The sequence below is a fragment of the Streptomyces sp. NPDC000134 genome (genome assembly GCF_042899225.1).
Classification (GTDB): domain Bacteria; phylum Actinomycetota; class Actinomycetes; order Streptomycetales; family Streptomycetaceae; genus Streptomyces.
This window is the reverse complement of the sequence record NZ_JBIAZN010000001.1, coordinates 145,879-165,796: the sequence shown is the minus strand read 5'-3', so window position 1 is coordinate 165,796 and position 19,918 is coordinate 145,879. Positions and strand designations below refer to the sequence as shown.

Genomic DNA, 19,918 nt, shown 5'->3' with positions numbered 1-19,918 from the left:
GGTAAACCCCAGGTAACGATCGGGAATCAGAGGTTCCCCAGATCGACCGCCTCCGTTTCACTGGACCGGCTCGTACACCGCTCGTACGGGACACAGCTCGACCGGCGCAAAGGAAATCCACCCCATGACCTCGCAGCCGACCCTCTCCAAGGCCCAGGAAGGCCCCGGACACACCGGAGAACCCGGTTCCGGCCTCCAGGCCGGGCTCAAGAACCGTCATCTGTCGATGATCGCCATCGGCGGTGTCATCGGTGCCGGCCTGTTCGTCGGCTCCAGCACCGGCATCGCCACCGCCGGACCCGGCATCCTCCTGTCGTACGCCCTCGTCGGCACCCTGGTGGTGCTGGTGATGCGGATGCTCGGGGAGATGTCCGCGGCCAATCCGACCTCGGGGTCGTTCTCGGCCCACGCCGACCGGGCGCTCGGGCGCTGGGCCGGGTTCTCGATCGGCTGGCTGTACTGGTTCTTCTGGGTGGTGGTGCTCGCGGTCGAGGCGACCGCCGGGGCGAAGATCCTGGAGGGCTGGCTCCCGGCCGTGCCCCAGTGGGGCTGGGCGCTGATCGTGATGCTGGTGCTGACCGCGACCAATCTGGTCTCGGTGGGCTCCTACGGCGAGTTCGAGTTCTGGTTCGCCGGGATCAAGGTGGTGGCGATCGGCGCGTTCATCGTGATCGGCGCGCTGGCCGTGTTCGGGGTGCTGCCGGGCGTCGACAGCGACCAGGCGGGCCTGAAGAACCTGACCGACCACGGCGGCTTCCTGCCCAACGGGCCCGGCGCCATCCTCACCGGTGTGCTGCTGGTGGTCTTCTCCTTCATGGGCAGCGAGATCGCGACGCTGGCGGCCGGCGAGTCGGAGGACCCGCGGCGGGCGGTCACCAAGTCGACCAACAGCATCATCTGGCGGATCGCCGTCTTCTACCTCGGCTCCATCTTCGTCGTCGTCACCCTGCTGCCCTGGGACAGCAAGTCGATCGCCGACGACGGTTCCTACGTGGCCGCGCTGGACTCCCTCGGGATCGCGCACGCCGGGCAGATCATGAACTTCATCGTGCTGACCTCGGTGCTGTCCTGCCTCAACTCCGGCCTCTACACGGCCTCCCGGATGGCCTTCTCGCTCGGCGAGCGCGGGGACGCGCCCAAGGCGTTCGCGCGGACGACCCCCCGCGGTGTGCCGCGGGCGGCGATCCTCACCTCGGTGGCGTTCGGTTTCGTCGCCGTCTTCTTCAACTACAAGTGGCCCGACTCCGTCTTCCTGTTCCTGGTGAACTCCTCGGGCGCGGTGGCGCTCTTCGTCTGGCTGGTGATCTGCTTCTCGCAGTTGCGGATGCGGCGGATCATCCAGGCCGAGGCGCCGGAGAAGCTGGTCGTGAAGATGTGGCTGTACCCGTATCTGACCTGGGCGGCGGCCGCGCTGATCGTCTTCGTGCTGGGCTACATGCTGACCGACACCGAGCACGACGGGCGCAAGACGGTCCTGCTGTCGCTGCTGGTGGCGGCGGTGGTGCTGGTGATCGCCTTCGTACGGGAGAAGCTCGCGCACGGACGTGAGCGCGCCTCGGCCGGGGCGAACGCGGTGGACTGACGTCCGGGAACGCGAGAAGGGGCCCGCGTGGTGCGGGCCCCTTCTCGCGTTGCCGGGTGGTGCGCTCCCGGCCGCGCGCCGGGGCGGACACGGCGAAGGCCCGGCGGCCGGGTCCTGAGGACTCGGCCGCCGGGCCTTCGGCCGGATGGCCGGGGGCCGGAGGCCCGGGAGGCCCGGGGGGCCGGGGGGGCCGGGGGAGGCCGGGAGGTCAGCGCTTGTCGACGAGTTTCCACGCGGTGGGCAGGACGCCCATGGCGAGCGCGGCCTTCAGCGCGTCCCCGATCAGGAACGGGGTGAGCCCGGCCGCGACGGCCGCCCCGGCGGACATGCCGGTGGCCAGCGCCAGGTAGGGGACGCCGACGGCGTAGATGATCGCCTCGCCGAGCAGCATCGCGCCGGCCGTGCGCCAGACGGAGCGGTCGGCGCCGCGCCGGGCCAGCGCGCCGACGGCCGCGGCGGCGAGGAGCATGCCGAGGACGTAGCCGAGGGAGGGGACCGTGCCGGAGCCGCCGCCCGCGAACCACGGCACGCCGGCCAGGCCCACCAGCGCGTACAGCGCGAGGGAGAGGACGCCCCGGCCGGCGCCGAGGGCGGTGCCGACCAGCAGCGCGGCGAAGGTCTGGCCGGTCACCGGCACCGGGGAGCCGGGCACGGGCAGCGAGATCTGCGCGGCGAGGCCGGTGAGCGCGGCGCCGCCGACGACGAGCGCGGCGTCCCGGACGCGGGAGGCCGGAAGCAGGTCGGCGAGTACCTGGCCGGGGCGGGCGAGGGCGGTGGCGGTGCTCATGGACACTCCGCGGGGGTGTGGGCAGGTCGGGACACCGTGACGCTATACCGGCCGGTCGGCGGTGATCACCGTCGGCGCCCGACAAAGGGGGCGACGGGGACTTGGTGGGCTTCGGACAACGGGCGCCGCTCACACCGCCCGGGAGGTGATGCCGGTCACTGAGGTGGGGTGGTGTGGGCTACCCGGAACAGGGGTGGGCCCGACTGTGGGGTCTCTCCAAGCCGTGATGGGGGTGTCACGCTGCGGAAGGCGGGCGTCCGCATAGTGGGCGGCCGCTGCCGGACGGCGGCGGGACCGCCGAGACTATGGGCGTTTTTTCATCCCCGTCCCCGCACGCATTGGACGAGCCGCGCCCCATGCCCAGCACCACCAAGGAAACGCCCCCGGCGGAGCACGCCGGACTCGCCCACGGCCTCAAGCAGCGCCATCTGTCGATGATCGCCCTCGGCGGGGTGATCGGCGCCGGGCTGTTCGTCGGGTCCGGGGCCGGGATCGCCGCCGCCGGTCCCTCGATCGTCATCGCCTACGCCCTGTCCGGGGTGCTGGTGATGCTGGTCATGCGGATGCTGGGCGAGATGTCCGCCGCGTATCCGTCCTCGGGTTCGTTCTCCGCGCACGCCGAGCGGGCGATCGGCCCGTGGGCCGGTTTCACCGCGGGCTGGGCGTTCTGGGTGCTGCTGTGCACGGCGGTGGGCCTGGAGGGCATCGGGGCCGCGCAGATCGTGCACGGGTGGCTGCCGGGGACGCCCGAGTGGATGTGGGTGGCGCTGTTCATGGTGGTGTTCTGCGGCACCAACCTGGCCGCCGTGAAGAACTTCGGCGAGTTCGAGTTCTGGTTCGCCGCCCTGAAGGTCGGCGCGATCTCGCTGTTCCTGGTCCTCGGCGTGCTGGCCATCGCCGGGGTGCTGCCCGGCACCGACTCCCCCGGCACCAGCCACCTCGCCGACTTCCTGCCCCACGGCGGCGACGGCCTGATCATCGGCCTGCTGGCCTCGGTCTTCGCGTACGGCGGCCTGGAGACGGTCACCATCGCCGCCGCCGAGTCGGAGAACCCGGTCAAGGGCGTGGCGGGGGCCGTGAAGACGGCGATGTGGCGGATCGCGCTGTTCTACATCGGCTCGATGGCGGTCGTCGTCACCCTGGTCCCCTGGGACTCGAAGGAGGTCGTCGAGAAGGGCCCGTACGTGGCCGCCCTGGACGAACTCGGCATCCCCGGCGCCGGACAGCTCATGAACGTGATCGTCCTGGTGGCGCTGCTGAGCGCGATGAACGCCAACATCTACGGCTCCTCCCGCATCGCCTACTCGCTGGTGGAGCGCGGTCAGGGTCCCGAGGCGCTGGGCCGGGTCTCCGGCGGGGTGCCGCGCGTCGCCGTGCTGGTCTCCTCCGTCTTCGGCTTCGGCTGCGTGCTGCTCAGCTACTGGCGGCCGGACGACGTCTTCTCCTGGCTGCTGAACATGATCGGCGCGGTCATCCTGGTCGTCTGGGTCTTCATCGCCGCCGCCCAGCTCAGGCTGCGCCGCCGGCTGGACCGGGAGGCTCCGCAGAAGCTGGTCGTGCGGATGTGGGGCTTCCCCTGGCTGACCTGGGTGGCGCTGGCGGGCATGGCGACGGTGTTCGTCCTGATGGCCCGGGAGCCGGACACCCGTGTGCAGTTGTACTCGACGGGCGCGATGACCCTCGCCCTGGCGGCCGTCGGCTACGCCCGGCAGCGCGCCCGGTCCCGCGGCTGACCCGCCCGCCGGAAAGACCACCTGAAGGACCACCTGCCTGAAGGACCCCCTGAAGGACGCTCTGAAGGACCCGTTGAAGGGCCCCCGCACCACGTCCGGTGCGGGGGCCCTTCCGTGTGCCGGGGATCGCGTGGCACCCTTCTGCTGCTAGCGTGCACCTGCAAGCCTTTTGCAATAAGAGGTCGGAGGGGACCCGCCATGCCCGTCTACACGCTTCCTGAACTGCCGTACGACTACTCCGCGCTGGCCCCCGTGATCAGCCCGGAGATCATCGAGCTGCACCACGACAAGCACCACGCGGCCTATGTGAAGGGCGCCAACGACACGCTGGAGCAGCTCGCCGAGGCCCGCGACAAGGAGCAGTGGGCCGCGATCAACGGCCTGGAGAAGAACCTCGGCTTCCACCTCTCCGGCCACATCCTGCACTCGATCTACTGGCACAACATGACCGGCGACGGCGGCGGCGAACCGCTGGAGCAGGACGGCGTGGGCGAGCTGGCGGACGCGATCGCCGAGTCGTTCGGCTCGTTCGCCGGCTTCAAGGCGCAGTTGTCCAAGGCCGCCGCGACCACGCAGGGCTCCGGCTGGGGCGTCCTCGCCCACGAGCCGCTCAGCGGCCGGCTGATCGTGGAGCAGGTCTACGACCACCAGGGCAACGTCGGGCAGGGCTCGGTGCCGATCCTGGTCTTCGACGCCTGGGAGCACGCCTTCTACCTCCAGTACAGGAACCAGAAGGTCGACTTCATCGAGGCGATGTGGCAGGTCGTGAACTGGCAGGACGTGGCGCGGCGGTACCGGGCCGCGAAGTCCCGCGCGGACGTGCTGCTGCTGGCGCCCTGACCAGGCGCCCCGGAGCGTCCCGCCTCGTGATCGTCTTCTCACCCTTCACGACGGCGGGCGGAAAGAGGGAAGCCCCCGCGAGGACGTGACTCGCGGGGGCTTCGCCCGACGGCGTCGGACCTACAGGTTGCTGAAGTCCGGGCCCTTGGTGCGGGTGCGCTTGATCTCGTAGAAGCCGGGGACCGAGGCGACCGCGAGGGTGCCGTCCCAGAGCCGGGCGGCCTCCTCGCCCTTGGGCGCGGGGGTGACGACCGGGCCGAAGAAGGCGAGCTGCTCGCCGTCCGCGCCGGGCACGGCGATGACCGGGGTGCCGACCTCCTGGCCGACCTTGTCGATGCCCTCCTTGTGCGAGGCGCGCAACTGGGGCTCGTAGGGGGTGCCGTCCCAGTGCTCCAGGAGGGACTCGGGCAGCCCGGCCTCCTTCAGCGCGGCGGCGGTGGCCTCCTTCGTCGGGCCCTCTTCCCGGTTGTGGAAGCGGGTGCCGAGCGCGGTGTAGAGGTCGCCGAGCACCTCGGGGCCGTGCTCCTCCTGGGCGGCGATGACGACGCGGACCGGGCCCCACGCCTTGGTCGCGAGCATCTCGCGGTACTCCTCGGGCAGCTCGTCGAGCTTGTCCTCGTTGAGGACGGCGAGGCTCATCACGTGCCAGCGGACCTCGATGTCACGGACCTTCTCCACCTCCAGGACCCACCGGGAGGTCATCCAGGCCCAGGGGCACAGCGGGTCGAACCAGAAGTCGACGGGGGTCTTCTCCGACATGTCTCTCCTCAGGGGCACGTACTGCGGGGGCCGATCCCCCGGGAAACACCGCGGCCCGCCCCGGCCATTCCCGGCTGACCGCCGTCAGGGGCACATGGCAGGATCGGCGCTGTCCACATCCTGAACACCAGCCGAGGAGTGCCGCCCGTGCCCGGTGAGAATCTGTCCCGTGACGAGGCCCGGGAGCGGGCCGCGCTGCTGTCCGTCGACGGGTACGAGGTGTCCCTCGACGTGCGCTCGGCCGTCGGCGAGCACGCCGGGAGCGGGCCGCGCACCTTCCGGTCCGTCACCACGATCCGCTTCCGCTGCAACGAGCCCGGCGCGTCCAGCTTCGCCGACCTGATCGCGCCGAGCGTGACCGCCCTGTCCCTCAACGGCCGCGACCTCGACCCCAGCGAGGTCTTCGACGGCTCCCGGATCGTCCTGGAGGACCTGGCCGCCGACAACGAGCTGGTGGTCGACGCCCGGTGCGCCTACTCCCGCACCGGCGAGGGCCTGCACCGGTTCGTCGACCCGGAGGACGGCGAGGTCTACCTGTACACGCAGTACGAGCCGGCCGACGCGCGCCGGGTCTTCGCCGACTTCGAGCAGCCCGACCTGAAGGCACCGTTCCGCTTCGAGGTGCGGGCGCCCGAGGAGTGGACGGTGTGGTCGGGCGGCGCCGGGGAGCGCGCCGACGGGGTGTGGCGGTTCGCGGAGACGAAGCCGATCTCGACGTACATCACCTGCGTGGTCGCGGGGCCGTACCACTACGTGACCGACACCTACGAGCGGACCCTCGCGGACGGGACGCGGCTGCGCGTCCCGCTGGGCGCGCTGTGCCGCAAGGGGCTGGCGCCCCACTTCGACGCGGACGACGTCTTCCTGATCACCAAGCAGGGCCTGGACTTCTTCCACGACCACTTCGACTACCCGTACCCGTTCGGCAAGTACGACCAGGCGTTCGTGCCCGAGTACAACCTCGGCGCGATGGAGAACCCGGGCCTGGTGACCTTCCGCGAGGAGTACATCTTCCGCGGGAAGGTGACGCGGGCGTCGTACGAGGGCCGCGCCAACACGATCCTGCACGAGATGGCGCACATGTGGTTCGGCGACCTGGTCACCATGGAGTGGTGGGACGACCTGTGGCTGAAGGAGTCCTTCGCCGACTACATGGGCGCGTTCGCCAACGTCGGCGCGACCCGGTTCACGGACGCCTGGATCACCTTCGCCAACCGGCGCAAGGCGTGGGCGTACCGCGCCGACCAGTTGCCGTCCACCCACCCGGTCACGGCCGACATCCGCGACCTGGAGGACGCCAAGCTCAACTTCGACGGCATCACGTACGCCAAGGGCGCCTCGGTGCTCAAGCAGTTGGCGGCGTACGTCGGGCAGGACGCGTTCCTGGAGGGCGCCCGCCGGTACTTCAAGCGGCACGCGTACGGCAACACGCGCCTGGGCGACCTGCTGTCGGTGCTGGAGGAGACCAGCGGCCGGGACATGGCGGCCTGGGCGCGGTCCTGGCTCCAGACGGCGGGCGTCAACTCGCTGACCCCGCAGGTGCTGCTCTCCGCCGACGGGCGGATCGACGAGCTGGCGGTGGTGCAGGAGGCCGCCGAGTCGCACCCCGAACTGCGCCCGCACCGGGTGGCGATCGGCCTGTACCGGCGCGGCGCGGACGGCGCGCTGGAGCGGTACGCGCGGACCGAGACGGACGTCGACGGGCCGCGGACGGTCGTCGCCGCACTGGCGGGCGAGCAGGCACCGGAGCTGGTGCTGGTCAACGACGACGACCTGACGTACTGCAAGATCCGCTTCGACGCGACCTCGCTGGCCACGCTGCGGGCCGCCCTCGGCGACATGACCGACCCGCTGGCGCGGGCGCTGTGCTGGTCGGCGCTGTGGAACATGACCCGGGACGCGCTGCTGCCCGCCCGGGACTTCGTCGGCCTGGTGCTCAGGTTCGCGGGGCGCGAGTCGGACATCGGCGTGCTCCAGATGCTGCACGCCTGGGCCGTCTCGGCGCTGACCCACTACGCCGCCCCCGACTGGCGGGAGACCGGCGGGAAGCTGCTCGCCGAGGGCGCGCTGCGGGAGCTGCGGGACGCCGGGCCGGGCAGCGAGCAGCAGCTCGCCTGGGCGCGGTTCTTCGCGGCGGTGGCCGCCGGCGAGCCGGACCTGCGACTGCTGCGGGGCCTGCTGGAGGGCACCGAGAAGATCGAGGGGCTCGACGTGGACCAGGAGCTGCGCTGGACGTTCCTCGAACCGCTCGCCGCGCACGGGGCGGCCGACGAGGCGGCGCTCGCCGCCGAACTGGCCCGCGACGACACCGCGTCCGGCAAGCGCCACCAGGTGCGCTGCCTGGCCGCGCGTCCCTCGGCGGCCGTGAAGGCGCAGGCGTGGGCGCAGGTCGTGGAGTCCGACGCGCTGTCCAACGCGCTGGTCGAGGCGACGATCGCCGGGTTCGCCCAGCCCGCGCAGCGGGAGTTGCTCGCGCCGTACGCGGACAAGTACTTCGCGGTGATCGAGCGGGTGTGGCGGGAGCGGTCGATCCAGATCGGGATGGACGTGGTGCGGGGGCTGTTCCCCGGGCTGCGGGACTCGCCGGAGACGGTGGCGGCGGCGGACGCGTGGCTGGCCGCCCACGAGGAGGCGGCGCCCGCGCTGCGGCGGCTGGTGCTGGAGGCCCGGGACGACCTGGCGCGGGCGCTCCGGGGGCAGGCGTGCGACGCGGGTGGTGCGGGCTGAGTCGTGTCCGCGGGTGCGCGGGGGCCGGCCGCGCCGTTCCCCGCGCCCCTTTCCGGCGCCGGCCCCGAGGGTGCCGCCAAGTGCTCGCAGTTCGGGCGTGCTCCCGCTGTGACCTGGGGCTTCGCAGCCGAACTGGTGTGCATTGATGCCGGGTTGTCCTGATTCGGTGGCGGGCTTGTAACAGGGGTTACGGGGAGGGCCGCGCGTGGGAAAGGCCCCGGCATGACGCACAACACCCCGCTCTCCCCCCGCCTCCCGCACCAGCTCACCGGCGGTCCCCGCCGGGTGCTGACCGTCGGACAGCTTCGCGCGCACGGGGTCACGGCCGCCCAGATCACCGAGCAGTGCCGGTCCGGCGGCCCCTGGCAGCAGCTTCTGCCCGGGGTCGTCCTGCTCCGGCCGGGCCCGCCGACCGGCGAGGAGCGGCTACGCGCGGTCCTGCTCTACGCGGGGCGGGAACGCACCACGGGCGGGGTCCCGGCCCAGCCCGGCCGGGACACGGAGAACGGGGCGCCCCCGGTGGAGGCGATGATCACGGGGCTGGCCGCGCTGACCCTGCACGGCTTCACCACCGCTCCCCCGCTGCCGTCGCTGGCCCGCGTCGACGTCCTCGTCCCGCGGACCCGCAGGCTGCGCTCGGCCGGGTACGCCCGGATCGTCCGCGCGGCCGACCTGCCCCGGGCGGAGCGGGTGACGGGGCTCCCCGTCGCCCCGGTCGCGCGGGCCCTGGCCGACGCGGTGGCGGAGCAGACCGACGCCGACCTGGTGCGGGCGCTGCTGACCGAGGCGGTGCGCGGCGGGCACTGCGAACCGGCCGCGGCGGTCGAGGAACTGATCCGGGGCAGGCTGCTGAGCCGCCCGCACGTGGTCGACGCGGTCGAGGCGCTGGTGGCCGAGGGGCGGGCGCTCGCGGAGGAGCGGCTGTACCGGATGGTCCGCGACCACGCCCTGCCCGACCCGCTCTACAACGTCGACCTGCGGCTGCCCGGCGGCCCCCACCTCGGCGGCGTGGACGCCTACTGGCCGGACCACGCGGTCGCCGTCGACCTGGACACCGGCGCCCACCGGGAGCGCGACGACGCCCTGTGGCCGGAGCACGCCAAGCTGCGCGAGCACCTGGAGCAACTGGGCATCACGGTCGTCCGCCTCACCCCGAGGAAGCTCCGCGACGCCCCGGAGCAGCAGGCGGCCGTCATCCGTACGGCGCTGATGGCGGCCGACGACCGGGAGCCCGCCGCCCCCGTGGTGGTGCTGCCCCGGTGACGGCCGCCCGCCCGGCGGCGGTCCGGCGGTGCGGCCCGCCGCCCCGCCCGCCGGGCCGGGCCGGGCGCGGGGGGCGTACCCCGCGCGCCCGTCGCCGGCCGGGAAGGGGCTACGCCTCTTCCGTCCCGGCCGCCTCGCGGTACGTGACGATCGCCGCGCCGTTGGACCGCGCCCACGCGGTCAGCTCCCCGATGGGGCCCTCAAGGGTGCGCCCCAGCTCGGTCAGGCGGTACTCGACGCGCGGCGGCGCCTCGGCGTAGACGCGCCGTTCGACGAGCCCGTGCGCCTGGAGGCGGCGCAGGGTCTGCGTCAGCACCTTGCGCGAGACACCGCCGATCAGCTCGGCCAGCTCGCCGTGGCGCAGCGGGCCGTCGCTCAGCGCGAACAGCGTGACCACGCTCCACTTGCCGGTGATGATCTCGATGGCCAGCCGGGCGGGGCAGTCGGCGAGGAAGACGGTGCCGGGGCGCAGGCTCATGCGCCGAAGGTTACCTTTCGGTACCTGTCGGCCGCCTAGCGTCGGGGGCAACTCCTTCTCCCCGTCGGACAGTCGAGGTCCTGCCATGTTCATCGCCCATGTCGTCGTCGCCGTGCTGATGTCGGTGGTCCTGCTGGCCTCGGCCGGTGCCAAGTTCACCCGCCCGAAGCGGCTGGTCGACCAGATGTCCACCCTCGGCCTGCCCTACGGGATGCTGCCGTTCCTGGGGCTCGTCCAGATCGCCGGCGCGGGCGGTCTCGTCGCCGGGTTGCGGTGGGGGGCCCTCGGCATCGCCGCCGCCGTCGGGCTGACGCTGTACTTCACCGGCGCGGTCGCCTCCCACCTGCGCGTCGGCGACCGCGCGGGCTCGCTCCCGGCCGCCGTGCTCACGCTCGTCGCCGTCCTCCTCGCCGCCTCCCGCGCCGCGACGCTCTGACCGGTCGCCGGGCGCCCGCGCGCCGGGAGTGCGGGTATGTCGGGAGGTGTCCCTTGTGTCGGCGATGACGTATGGCGGGAGTACGCCATGGCCGTATCCCGTCCCGGTCGGCCCTCCCCAAAGGGCGGGCGCTTGCGTCAGGCTGAGCGGTCGTCCGGGATCGCATTCCGGACTGCCGCGATCAGGCCCGATCGGCCTCGGTCGTAGATGTGCCCGCACGTCCAAGGGATGCCGATACCTGCAAGGGATGCCGATGACCCACACCTCCCAGCGCGAGCCGAGACCGGGCAGCGGTCGCGCGGCCCGTGCCGCCCTGGCCGCCGGTCTCGTCGCCGCGCTCGCCGCGGCCGGGCCGATACCCATGGCCATGGCCGCCGACGATCCGGCCGTGGCCGCCCCGGCCGACGTTCCCGTCAAGTCCGCGCCCGACAAGCTCGGTTCCGACGACGCCGGCCTGCTCGCCCAGGCCAAGGCCGCGGGCGAGAAGAACATCACCATGATGGTCGCCACCTCGCCCGGCGCCACCGAGCGGGTCGCCGAGGAACTCGACGCCGTCGAGGGCGGCGCGGTCGGCCGGACCTACGACAAGCTCGGTTACGTCCGCGCCACCGTCCCCACCGCCAGGGCCGACGCGGCCATCGCCGCCGCCGCCGGACTCTCCTCCGTGCACGCCATCGACCTGCGCCAGGAGATCGAGCTGGACGACCCGGCGCCGAGCGCCGGCACCGCCGGGGGCGCCGCCGCCAAGGCGTCGGCCGCCTACCCGGCACCGAACCGCGGGACGCCCGCCCGGAACCCGTACAACCCCTCCTTCGAGACGGGCGCCGTCGACTTCGTCCGGCAGAACCCGAAGGCGGACGGCCGCGGCGTCACCATCGGCATCCTCGACTCCGGCGTGGACCTCGCCCACCCGGCGCTGCAGAAGACCACCACCGGACAGCGCAAGATCGTCGACTGGGTCACCGCCACCGACCCGGTCGTCGACGGCGACCGCACCTGGCGCCCGATGCTGACCGGCGTCTCCGGGCCCGCCTTCACCTACGGCGGCGAGAGCTGGACCGCCCCGGCGGGCTCCTACCGGGTCAGCACCTTCCTGGAGTCCTACACCGCGGGCGGCGACGCCGCGGGCGACGCCAACCGCGACGGCGACACCACCGACTCCTGGGGCGTGCTCTACGACCCGGCGGCCGGCACGGTCCGCGTCGACCTCAACGACAACCACGACTTCACCGACGACACCCCGATGAAGCCGTACAAGGACGGTTTCCAGGTCGGGTACTTCGGCACCGACGACCCGTCCACGGACGTCGCCGAACGCCAGCCCTTCGTGGTGGAGATCCGCAAGGACGTCGTCCACAACGGCGCCGGCGCCAAGGCCGACTTCGTCAACATCGGCGTGATCGAGTCCGAGCACGGCACCCACGTCGCCGGCATCACCGCCGCCAACGGCCTGTTCGGCGGGAAGATGAACGGCGCCGCCCCCGGCGCCCGGATCGTCTCCTCCCGCGCCTGCACCTGGTCCGGAGGCTGCACCAACGTCGCGCTCACCGAGGGCATGATCGACCTCGTCGTCAACCGCGGCGTCGACATCGTCAACATGTCCATCGGCGGCCTCCCCTCGCTCAACGACGGCAACAACGCCCGCGCGGCGCTGTACACGCGGCTCATCGACACCTACGGCGTCCAGTTGGTGATCTCCGCGGGCAACGACGGCCCCGGCGCCAACACCATCGGCGACCCCGGCCTCGCCGACAAGGTCATCTCGGTCGGCGCCGCCATCTCCAAGGAGACCTGGGCCGCCAACTACGGCTCGGCGGTGGAGAAGAAGTACGCCATGATGCCGTTCTCCTCGCGCGGTCCGCGCGAGGACGGCGGGTTCGCGCCGACGCTGACCGCGCCCGGCGCCGCCGTCAACACCATCCAGACCTGGCTGCCCGGCGCCCCCGTCCCCGAGGCCGGCTACGCGCTGCCCGCCGGGTACGGCATGCTCCAGGGCACCTCGATGGCCTCCCCGCAGGCCGCGGGCGCCTCCGCGCTGCTGCTGTCGGCGGCCGGGCAGAAGCACCTGGACCTCACCCCGGCCGAGCTGCGCACGGCGCTGACCTCGACCGCCCGCCACATCAAGGGCACCCAGGCGTACGAGGAGGGCTCCGGCCTGATCGACGTCGTGGGCGCCTGGAAGGCGATCCGCGCCGGCGCCACCGCGCACGACTACACGGTCGAGGCCCCGGTCGACACCGCCCTCGACGCCAGGCTGGAGACCCCGGGCCACGGCACCGGGCTCTACGACCGCGAGGGCGGCCTGAAGGCCGGGCAGAAGAAGACGTACGACGTCACCCTCACCCGCACCTCCGGCGCCGACCGCCCGGTCCGGCACGAACTGGGCTTCGCCAACAACGCCCAGGACACCTTCCGGATCGTCGGGCCCCGCACGGTGAACCTGCCGCTGGACCAGCCGGTCACCGTCAAGGTGCAGGCCGCGCCGCGGTCCGCCGGGCTCAAGAGCGCGATCCTGGAGGTCGACGACCCGCGCACCGCGGGCACCGACAAGCAGGTCATGGCCACCGTCGTGGTCGCCACGCCGCTGAAGTACACCTACTCGGCGTCCGGTTCGGTGCAGCGCAACAGCACCACCTCGTACTTCGTGACCGTCCCCGAGGGCGCGAAGACGCTGGAGGTGGCCATCGGCGGGCTCAAGGGCAAGAGCCAGACCCGGTTCATCGCCATCCACCCGTACGGCGTCCCGCTCGACGAGACGTCCACGCCGTACTGCTACAACAACTACCTCGACGGCAACGGCTGCCGGCCCGACGTGCGCTCGTACGCCGACCCGCAGCCCGGCGTCTGGGAGATCGAGGTCGAGTCGCGCCGCACCTCGCCGCTGCTCGACAACCCGTACACCCTCGACGTCGCCGTGCTCGGCGCGGTCTTCGACCCGGAGACCGTGACCGTGCCCGAGGCGAAGGCGGGCACCCCGGCCGCCGTGTCCTGGACGGTGACCAACCGGTACGCCCCGATCGACGGCAGGCTGACCGGCGGGCCGCTGGGCTCGGCCGCGGCCTCCCGCCCGTCGGTCGCGCAGGGCCAGAAGCGGACCTCCACGGTCGAGGTGCCCGCGGGCGCCGAGTCCCTGAGCGTCGCCATCGGCGGCGTCTCCGATGCCGGGGCCGACCTGGACCTGGCGGTGTACGACGCCGACGGGGAGCTGGTCGGGCAGTCCGCCGACGGGGACTCGGAGGAGTCGGTGTCGGTGCCGAAGCCGGCCGCCGGGACTTACACGATCGAGGTCGTGGGCTACTCGGTGCCGGCCGGCACCACCGAGTACGACTACCGGGACGAGTACTTCGCCGCCTCCCTCGGCTCGGTCGCCGTGGCCGGGACGGGCGCGGTGCAGCTCGCCACCGGCGGGTCGGCGACGGTCTCCGCGGACGTGACCGCGCTGGCCGCCGCGCCCGCGGGCCGCTCGTTCTTCGGTCAGGTCAGGCTGGTCGACGCCCGCGGCACGGTCGCGGGCGCCGGCCGCGTGGCGATCGGCGAGGTCGTGCCGTAGTCCGGTACGGCACCAGGGGGGCGGGCGCCCGGCGCCCGCCCCTTTGCCGTGTCCGCGCACCCTTCGTTCAGTCGCAGGCCAGGGTGCGGGACTCGGGCAGCGCGGCGGTGATCCGGGCGCGTTCGGCGGCCACGGCCCGGACGCCGGTGACCACGGCGTCCGCGGCGGCGCCGTGCCGGGGGATGCCGACCAGCGCCCGGTCGCCGGGGCGGAGCCGGGCGGTGGCGTCGTCCAGCACGAAGGTGATCTCGGGCCGGGAGCGGGCGGGCTTGTGGGACAGGGTGACGCGCAGGGTGATCCGGTGCCGTGCCTCGCCCGGCACCGGGTCGGCGGCGGTCACCGTGCCCTCCGCGACCACCCGGGCGCAGGCCAGGTAGCCCGCGCTGCCGAAGACCGACCCGGCGTCCTTCCCGGCGGACGCCTCCGCCTTGCTGCCGGAGGAGTCGGCCGCGCCGTCCTGCGTGCCGCCCTGCGCCGCCAGCCAGCCGAGCCCGGCCACGAACATCCCGGCGCAGGCCACCGCCAGCGCCCCGAACGCCACGTGCAGCCGCCGGCGCCGCCGCCGGGGGGCGCGGACCGGGGCCGCCCGCGCCGGAGCGGGCGCCGGGGGCTCGGCCAGGGCCCGCCCGATGACGCCCAACTGCTCCCGCAGCAGCGCCACGTCCGCCTCCGCGGACCGCCGCTCGGCCTCCGTACCGGTACCGGGCGGTGACTCCTCCCCGGTGATCGCGGCCATCAGCGCGTCCACGGGGACGCGTCCGTCCTGTCCGGCGGCCATGTCACACCACCTCGTCCTCGTGCAGGCGGGCGCGCAGGGCGCGGACCGCCGTGTGCAGCCTGCTCTTGACCGTGCCCTCGGGGACGCCCAGCTCCTCGGCGATGCCGCGCACCGGCAGGTCGGCGAAGAACCGCAGCACGACGACCTGCCGCTGGATGTCGGGCAGCTCGTCCAGGCCCCGGGCGACGGCGAGGGAGAGCAGGCTGGTCTCCTCGCCGGAGGGGTGGTCGCTGTGCCGCAGCGAGGCGAGGCGCTCCCCGATCCGCTCCTGGCGGCGCCGGGCGCGGTGCCAGTCCATGGCCAGGTTGGAGGCGACCACCGCCGCCCACGCCGAGACGTTCTCCGGTGCCTCGCGGCCGCTCGCGGCGCGTTCCAGCAGCCGCAGGCGGACCTGCTGCACCCCGTCCGGCAGGTCCGCCTGCGGCACTCCGCCGAGCGCGAGCACCGCCCGCACCCTGCGTTCCTGTGCCGCGTCCAGCGGGTCGTCGCGTACGGCGTCCTGCTGGCCACGGCGGATTCTTCCGCGCAGCACGGCCACCCCTCCCCTCGCCGCGTTTCCCCTATGACGCCGCGCGGGCCGGAAACGTTCGCGCCCCGGCCGGGCGGAGGACGCGAGACGTGCGTCACACCGGCCCGCCGCCGCACGGCGGTGTCCCAGCCCTCGGGCAATGGATTGGACACAGGGCCGGGGGAGGGACGCATGATGGAAAAGGCCCGGCCAGGTGGCCGGAGGGTCGCACGCCACGAAAGGGAGTCGCCGTGAGGGTCGGAATCGTCGGAGCCACCGGACAGGTCGGCACGGTCATGCGCAAGATCCTCGCGGAGCGCGATTTCCCGGTCACCGAGCTGCGCCTGTTCGCCTCGGCCCGCAGCGCGGGCAAGGACCTGGACGGCGTGACGGTGGAGGACGCGGCCACCGCCGACTACTCCGGCCTGGACATCGTCCTGTTCTCGGCGGGCGGCGCCACCTCCAGGGCGCTGGCCGAGAAGGTCGCCTCGCAGGGCCCGGTCGTGATCGACAACTCCTCGGCCTGGCGCCGCGACCCCGAGGTCCCGCTGGTGGTGTCCGAGGTGAACCCGCACGCGGTCGCCAACCGCCCCAAGGGCATCATCGCCAACCCGAACTGCACCACCATGGCCGCGATGCCGGTGCTGCGCCCGCTGCACGCCGAGGCCGGCCTGGAAGCCCTGGTCGTCGCCACGTACCAGGCCGTCTCCGGCTCCGGTCTGGCCGGTGTGGACGAGCTGTTCGAGCAGATCGAGAAGGTCGGCGAGGACGCGCCGAAGCTGACCCACGACGGCGCGGCGGCCGAGTTCCCCGAGCCGCACAAGTACGTGGCGCCGATCGCGTACAACGTGCTGCCGCTGGCCGGGTCGATCGTGGACGACGGGCTGCACGAGACCGACGAGGAGCAGAAGCTCCGCCACGAGTCCCGCAAGATCCTGGAGATCCCGGAGCTGAAGGTCTCCGGCACCTGCGTGCGGGTCCCGGTCTTCACCGGGCACTCCCTCCAGATCAACGCCCGCTTCGCCCGCCCGATCAGCGTCGAGCGCGCCAAGGAGCTGCTCGGCGGCGCCCCCGGCGTGGCCCTCACCGAGGTGCCCACCCCGCTCCAGGCGGCCGGCCAGGACCCCTCCTACGTCGGCCGGGTCCGGCAGGACGAGACCGTGGAGAACGGCCTCGCCCTGTTCGTCTCCAACGACAACCTGCGCAAGGGCGCGGCCCTGAACGCCGTCCAGATCGCGGAGCTGGTGGCGGCCGAGCTGAAGGGCTAGCCGGCCAGTCGGCCGATCGGCTGGTCCCTGGTGACCTCGTAGTAGAAGCAGCCGTACTCGACGGCCCGGACGTGGACGAACGCCACGGACGGGTCGTCGAACGCTTCGTCGAGGGCCGCCGCGAAGTCCGTCTCGACCAGTCGGCCGCCGAGGATGCGCCCCTCGGCGGAGTAGCGGCGCAGCACCCGGTGGGCGTTGGTGAACGGCAGCCCCTCCCCGGCCGGCCCCGCGCACTCCTCGGCGTGGACGAAGACCGGGCCCTGCTCGTCGTAGGCGCCCGGGTCGGCTCCGGTGGCCGCCGCCCAGCGGCGCAGGGGGGCGTACGACACCAGGGTGAGCGACTCGCCGGGGACGCTGTGGCGCAGGCAGCAGCGCAGCGGCGCGCCGCCCTCCTCGTCGGTGACGGCGACCGCCGGGCGCCCGGCGTCGTCGCGGTCGCGCAGTTCCTTCAGGACGTGGGCGGGGATCGCGTGTGCGGTGTGGTTGCTCATGCCTTCCAGGCTCGGCACCGGCCGGGCCGTTGACCGGCGGTATCCGGACATCGCGTTCGGCCCGGCCCACGTGGAAGGATGGCGCAACCTACACATATCGAGGAGATGACCGCGTGCCTGGCACAAACCTGACTCGCGAAGAGGCGCAGCAGCGGGCGAAGCTGCTCAGCGTCGACGCGTACGAGATCGACCTCGACCTCTCGGGCGCGCACGAGGGAGGCACCTACCGGTCCGTGACCACGGTGCGCTTCGACGTGGCCGACGGGGGCGCCTCCCCGGAGTCGTTCATCGACCTGGTGGCCCCGGCCGTCCACGAGGTCGTGCTGAACGGCGACCCCCTGCCGGTCGACGAGGTTTTCCAGGACTCCCGGATCGCCCTGCCGGGGCTGCTGGCGGGCCGCAACGTCCTGCGCGTCGTCGCCGACTGCGCGTACACCAACACCGGCGAGGGGCTGCACCGGTTCGTCGACCCGGTCGACGAGCAGGTGTACCTCTACACCCAGTTCGAGGTGCCGGACGCCCGGCGGGTCTTCGCCAGCTTCGAGCAGCCCGACCTGAAGGCGACCTTCCAGTTCACCGTGCGGGCGCCCGAGGGCTGGACGGTCATCTCCAACTCGCCGACGCCGGAGCCGGAGGGGAACGTCTGGCGGTTCGAGCCGACGCCGCGCATCTCGACGTACATCACCGCCCTGATCGCGGGCCCGTACCACTCGGTGCACAGCGTGTACGAGAAGGACGGGCAGAGCGTGCCGCTCGGCATCTACTGCCGCCCCTCGCTCGCCGAGCACCTCGACTCGGACGCCATCTTCGAGGTGACCCGGCAGGGCTTCGACTGGTTCCAGGAGAAGTTCGACTACCCGTACCCGTTCCAGAAGTACGACCAGCTCTTCGTGCCGGAGTTCAACGCGGGCGCGATGGAGAACGCGGGCGCGGTGACCATCCGCGACCAGTACGTGTTCCGTTCGAAGGTGACGGACGCGGCGTACGAGACCCGTGCGGAGACGATCCTGCACGAGCTGGCGCACATGTGGTTCGGTGACCTGGTCACCATGGAGTGGTGGAACGACCTGTGGCTGAACGAGTCGTTCGCCACGTACACCTCCATCGCCTGCCAGGCCGCGGCGCCCGGCTCGCGCTGGCCGCACTCCTGGACCACGTTCGCCAACTCCATGAAGACCTGGGCGTACCGGCAGGACCAACTGCCCTCCACGCACCCGATCATGGCGGACATCCGCGACCTCGACGACGTGCTCGTCAACTTCGACGGCATCACCTACGCCAAGGGCGCCTCCGTCCTGAAGCAGCTCGTCGCGTACGTCGGTCAGGACGAGTTCTTCCGGGGCGTGCAGGCGTACTTCAAGCGGCACGCGTTCGGCAACACGCGCCTGTCCGACCTGCTGGGCGCCCTGGAGGAGACCTCCGGGCGGGACCTGAAGACCTGGTCGAAGGCGTGGCTGGAGACGGCCGGCATCAACATCCTGCGGCCCGAGATCGAGACGGACGCCGACGGGGTGGTCACCTCCTTCGCGATCCGGCAGGAGGCCCCGGCGCTCCCGGCCGGTGCCAAGGGGGAGCCGACGCTGCGCCCGCACCGCATCGCGGTCGGCGCCTACGACCTCGACGCGAGCGGCAAGCTGGTCCGCTCCCAGCGGATCGAGCTGGACGTCGACGGCGAGCTGACGGCCGTACCCGAGCTGGTCGGCGGGCGCCGCCCGGCGGTGGTGCTGCTCAACGACGACGACCTGTCCTACGCCAAGGTCCGCCTGGACGAGGCGTCGCTGGCCTTCGTCACCGAGCACCTCGGCGACTTCGCCGAGTCCCTGCCGCGCGCCCTGTGCTGGGCGTCGGCCTGGGACATGACCCGGGACGCGGAACTCGCCACCCGCGACTACCTCTCCCTGGTGCTGTCCGGCATCGGCAAGGAGTCCGACATCGGCGTGGTGCAGTCCCTGCACCGCCAGGTCAAGCTCGCCGTCGAGCTGTACGCCGACCCGGCGGCCCGCGAGACGCTGCTGGCCCGCTGGACCGACGCCACCCTCGCCCACCTGCGGGCGGCGACGCCGGGCAGCGACCACCAGTTGGCGTGGGCGCGGGCCTTCGCGGCGGCGGCCCGCACCCCCGAGCAGCTCGACCTGCTGGAGGCGCTGCTGGACGGTTCGCGGACCGTGCAGGGGCTGGCCGTCGACACCGAGCTGCGCTGGTCGTTCGTGCAGCGGCTGGCGGCGGTGGGCCGGTTCGACGAGGCGGAGATCGCCGCCGAGTACGAGCGGGACCGCACGGCGGCCGGTGAGCGGCACGCGGCCACCGCGCGGGCGGCCCGTCCCTCGCCGGAGGCCAAGGCGGAGGCGTGGGCGTCGGTCGTGGAGTCCGACAAGCTGCCCAACGCCGTGCAGGAGGCGGTGATCTCCGGCTTCGTCCAGACCGACCAGCGGGAGCTGCTGGCCCCTTACACGGACCGGTACTTCGAGGCGCTCAAGGGCGTCTGGGAGTCCCGTTCGCACGAGATGGCCCAGCAGATCGCCGTCGGCCTGTACCCGTCGGTGCAGGTGACCGAGGAGACGCTCGCCAAGACGGACGCCTGGCTGTCCGCCGCCGAGCCGAACGCCGCGCTGCGGCGCCTGGTCTCGGAGTCCCGCGCGGGCGTGGAACGGGCCCTGCGGGCCCAGGCGGCGGACGCGGCGGCACAGTAGGGCCGGGACCGGGCCTGCCGTTCGGGTC

General features: G+C 72.9%; 15 protein-coding genes. 9 read left to right on the top strand and 6 right to left on the bottom strand.

Annotated features, from left to right (window positions below; genetic code table 11):
• The first annotated feature begins 124 nt into the window (after positions 1–124).
• Entirely contained in the window at positions 125–1,582 is a 1,458-nt protein-coding gene (locus ACFY32_RS00710; RefSeq protein ID WP_390673071.1) for an amino acid permease, read from the top strand.
• Between the two features lie 208 nt (positions 1,583–1,790).
• Here ACFY32_RS00710 and ACFY32_RS00705 read toward each other — a convergent pair whose 3' ends face one another.
• Entirely contained in the window at positions 1,791–2,369 is a 579-nt protein-coding gene (locus ACFY32_RS00705; RefSeq protein ID WP_359191980.1) for a biotin transporter BioY, read from the bottom strand.
• Between the two features lie 356 nt (positions 2,370–2,725).
• On the opposite strand from ACFY32_RS00705, the gene ACFY32_RS00700 reads away from it, so the two are divergent.
• Together ACFY32_RS00700 and ACFY32_RS00695 are read left to right on the top strand one after the other, a co-directional pair.
• Positions 2,726–4,102 (top strand): amino acid permease, encoded by a 1,377-nt coding sequence (locus ACFY32_RS00700; RefSeq protein ID WP_390673070.1) that lies wholly within the window; start codon positions 2,726–2,728, stop codon positions 4,100–4,102.
• A gap of 198 nt (positions 4,103–4,300) precedes the next feature.
• Complete coding sequence (locus tag ACFY32_RS00695) at positions 4,301–4,942, top strand: superoxide dismutase (protein WP_359191986.1); 642 nt, start codon at positions 4,301–4,303, stop codon at positions 4,940–4,942.
• 120 nt (positions 4,943–5,062) lie between these two features.
• Here ACFY32_RS00695 and ACFY32_RS00690 read toward each other — a convergent pair whose 3' ends face one another.
• Complete coding sequence (locus ACFY32_RS00690; RefSeq protein ID WP_359191989.1) at positions 5,063–5,701, bottom strand: DsbA family protein; 639 nt, start codon at positions 5,699–5,701, stop codon at positions 5,063–5,065.
• A gap of 147 nt (positions 5,702–5,848) precedes the next feature.
• Between ACFY32_RS00690 and pepN (ACFY32_RS00685) the strand changes: the two genes are divergently transcribed.
• Together pepN (ACFY32_RS00685) and ACFY32_RS00680 are read left to right on the top strand one after the other, a co-directional pair.
• Positions 5,849–8,428: an aminopeptidase N gene (pepN, locus tag ACFY32_RS00685; RefSeq protein WP_390673069.1), complete on the top strand. Its 2,580-nt coding sequence runs from the start codon at positions 5,849–5,851 to the stop codon at positions 8,426–8,428.
• Between the two features lie 222 nt (positions 8,429–8,650).
• Entirely contained in the window at positions 8,651–9,691 is a 1,041-nt protein-coding gene (locus ACFY32_RS00680) for a hypothetical protein (protein WP_390673068.1), read from the top strand.
• 109 nt (positions 9,692–9,800) lie between these two features.
• On the opposite strand, the gene ACFY32_RS00675 is transcribed toward ACFY32_RS00680, so the two are convergent.
• Positions 9,801–10,169 carry a helix-turn-helix domain-containing protein gene (locus tag ACFY32_RS00675; protein WP_359191998.1) on the bottom strand — a complete coding sequence of 123 codons (369 nt, stop codon included), beginning with the start codon at positions 10,167–10,169 and terminating at the stop codon, positions 9,801–9,803.
• A gap of 85 nt (positions 10,170–10,254) precedes the next feature.
• Here ACFY32_RS00675 and ACFY32_RS00670 point away from each other — a divergent pair, with 85 nt between their 5' ends.
• Together ACFY32_RS00670 and ACFY32_RS00665 are read left to right on the top strand one after the other, a co-directional pair.
• On the top strand, positions 10,255–10,605 hold the full coding sequence (locus ACFY32_RS00670) for a DoxX family protein (protein WP_359192001.1): 351 nt from the start codon (positions 10,255–10,257) through the stop codon (positions 10,603–10,605).
• A gap of 253 nt (positions 10,606–10,858) precedes the next feature.
• Positions 10,859–14,155, top strand: coding sequence for a S8 family serine peptidase (locus ACFY32_RS00665; RefSeq protein WP_390673067.1), 3,297 nt, complete (start codon positions 10,859–10,861; stop codon positions 14,153–14,155).
• Between the two features lie 67 nt (positions 14,156–14,222).
• Here ACFY32_RS00665 and ACFY32_RS00660 read toward each other — a convergent pair whose 3' ends face one another.
• Positions 14,223–14,933 carry a hypothetical protein gene (locus ACFY32_RS00660; protein WP_359192008.1) on the bottom strand — a complete coding sequence of 237 codons (711 nt, stop codon included), beginning with the start codon at positions 14,931–14,933 and terminating at the stop codon, positions 14,223–14,225.
• Between the two features lies 1 nt (position 14,934).
• Complete coding sequence (locus tag ACFY32_RS00655) at positions 14,935–15,465, bottom strand: sigma-70 family RNA polymerase sigma factor (RefSeq protein ID WP_359192011.1); 531 nt, start codon at positions 15,463–15,465, stop codon at positions 14,935–14,937.
• 227 nt (positions 15,466–15,692) lie between these two features.
• On the opposite strand from ACFY32_RS00655, the gene ACFY32_RS00650 reads away from it, so the two are divergent.
• Positions 15,693–16,709: an aspartate-semialdehyde dehydrogenase gene (locus ACFY32_RS00650; RefSeq protein WP_390673066.1), complete on the top strand. Its 1,017-nt coding sequence runs from the start codon at positions 15,693–15,695 to the stop codon at positions 16,707–16,709.
• On the opposite strand, the gene ACFY32_RS00645 is transcribed toward ACFY32_RS00650, so the two are convergent.
• The gene (locus tag ACFY32_RS00645) at positions 16,706–17,200 is read right to left on the bottom strand and encodes a DUF1203 domain-containing protein (protein WP_390673065.1); all 495 of its coding nucleotides are present in this window, start codon (positions 17,198–17,200) and stop codon (positions 16,706–16,708) included. The two genes, ACFY32_RS00650 and ACFY32_RS00645, sit on opposite strands and share 4 nt — an antisense overlap.
• Before the next feature lie 113 nt (positions 17,201–17,313).
• Here ACFY32_RS00645 and pepN (ACFY32_RS00640) point away from each other — a divergent pair, with 113 nt between their 5' ends.
• On the top strand, positions 17,314–19,890 hold the full coding sequence (gene pepN, locus ACFY32_RS00640; RefSeq protein WP_359192023.1) for an aminopeptidase N: 2,577 nt from the start codon (positions 17,314–17,316) through the stop codon (positions 19,888–19,890).
• Positions 19,891–19,918 lie beyond the last annotated feature (28 nt).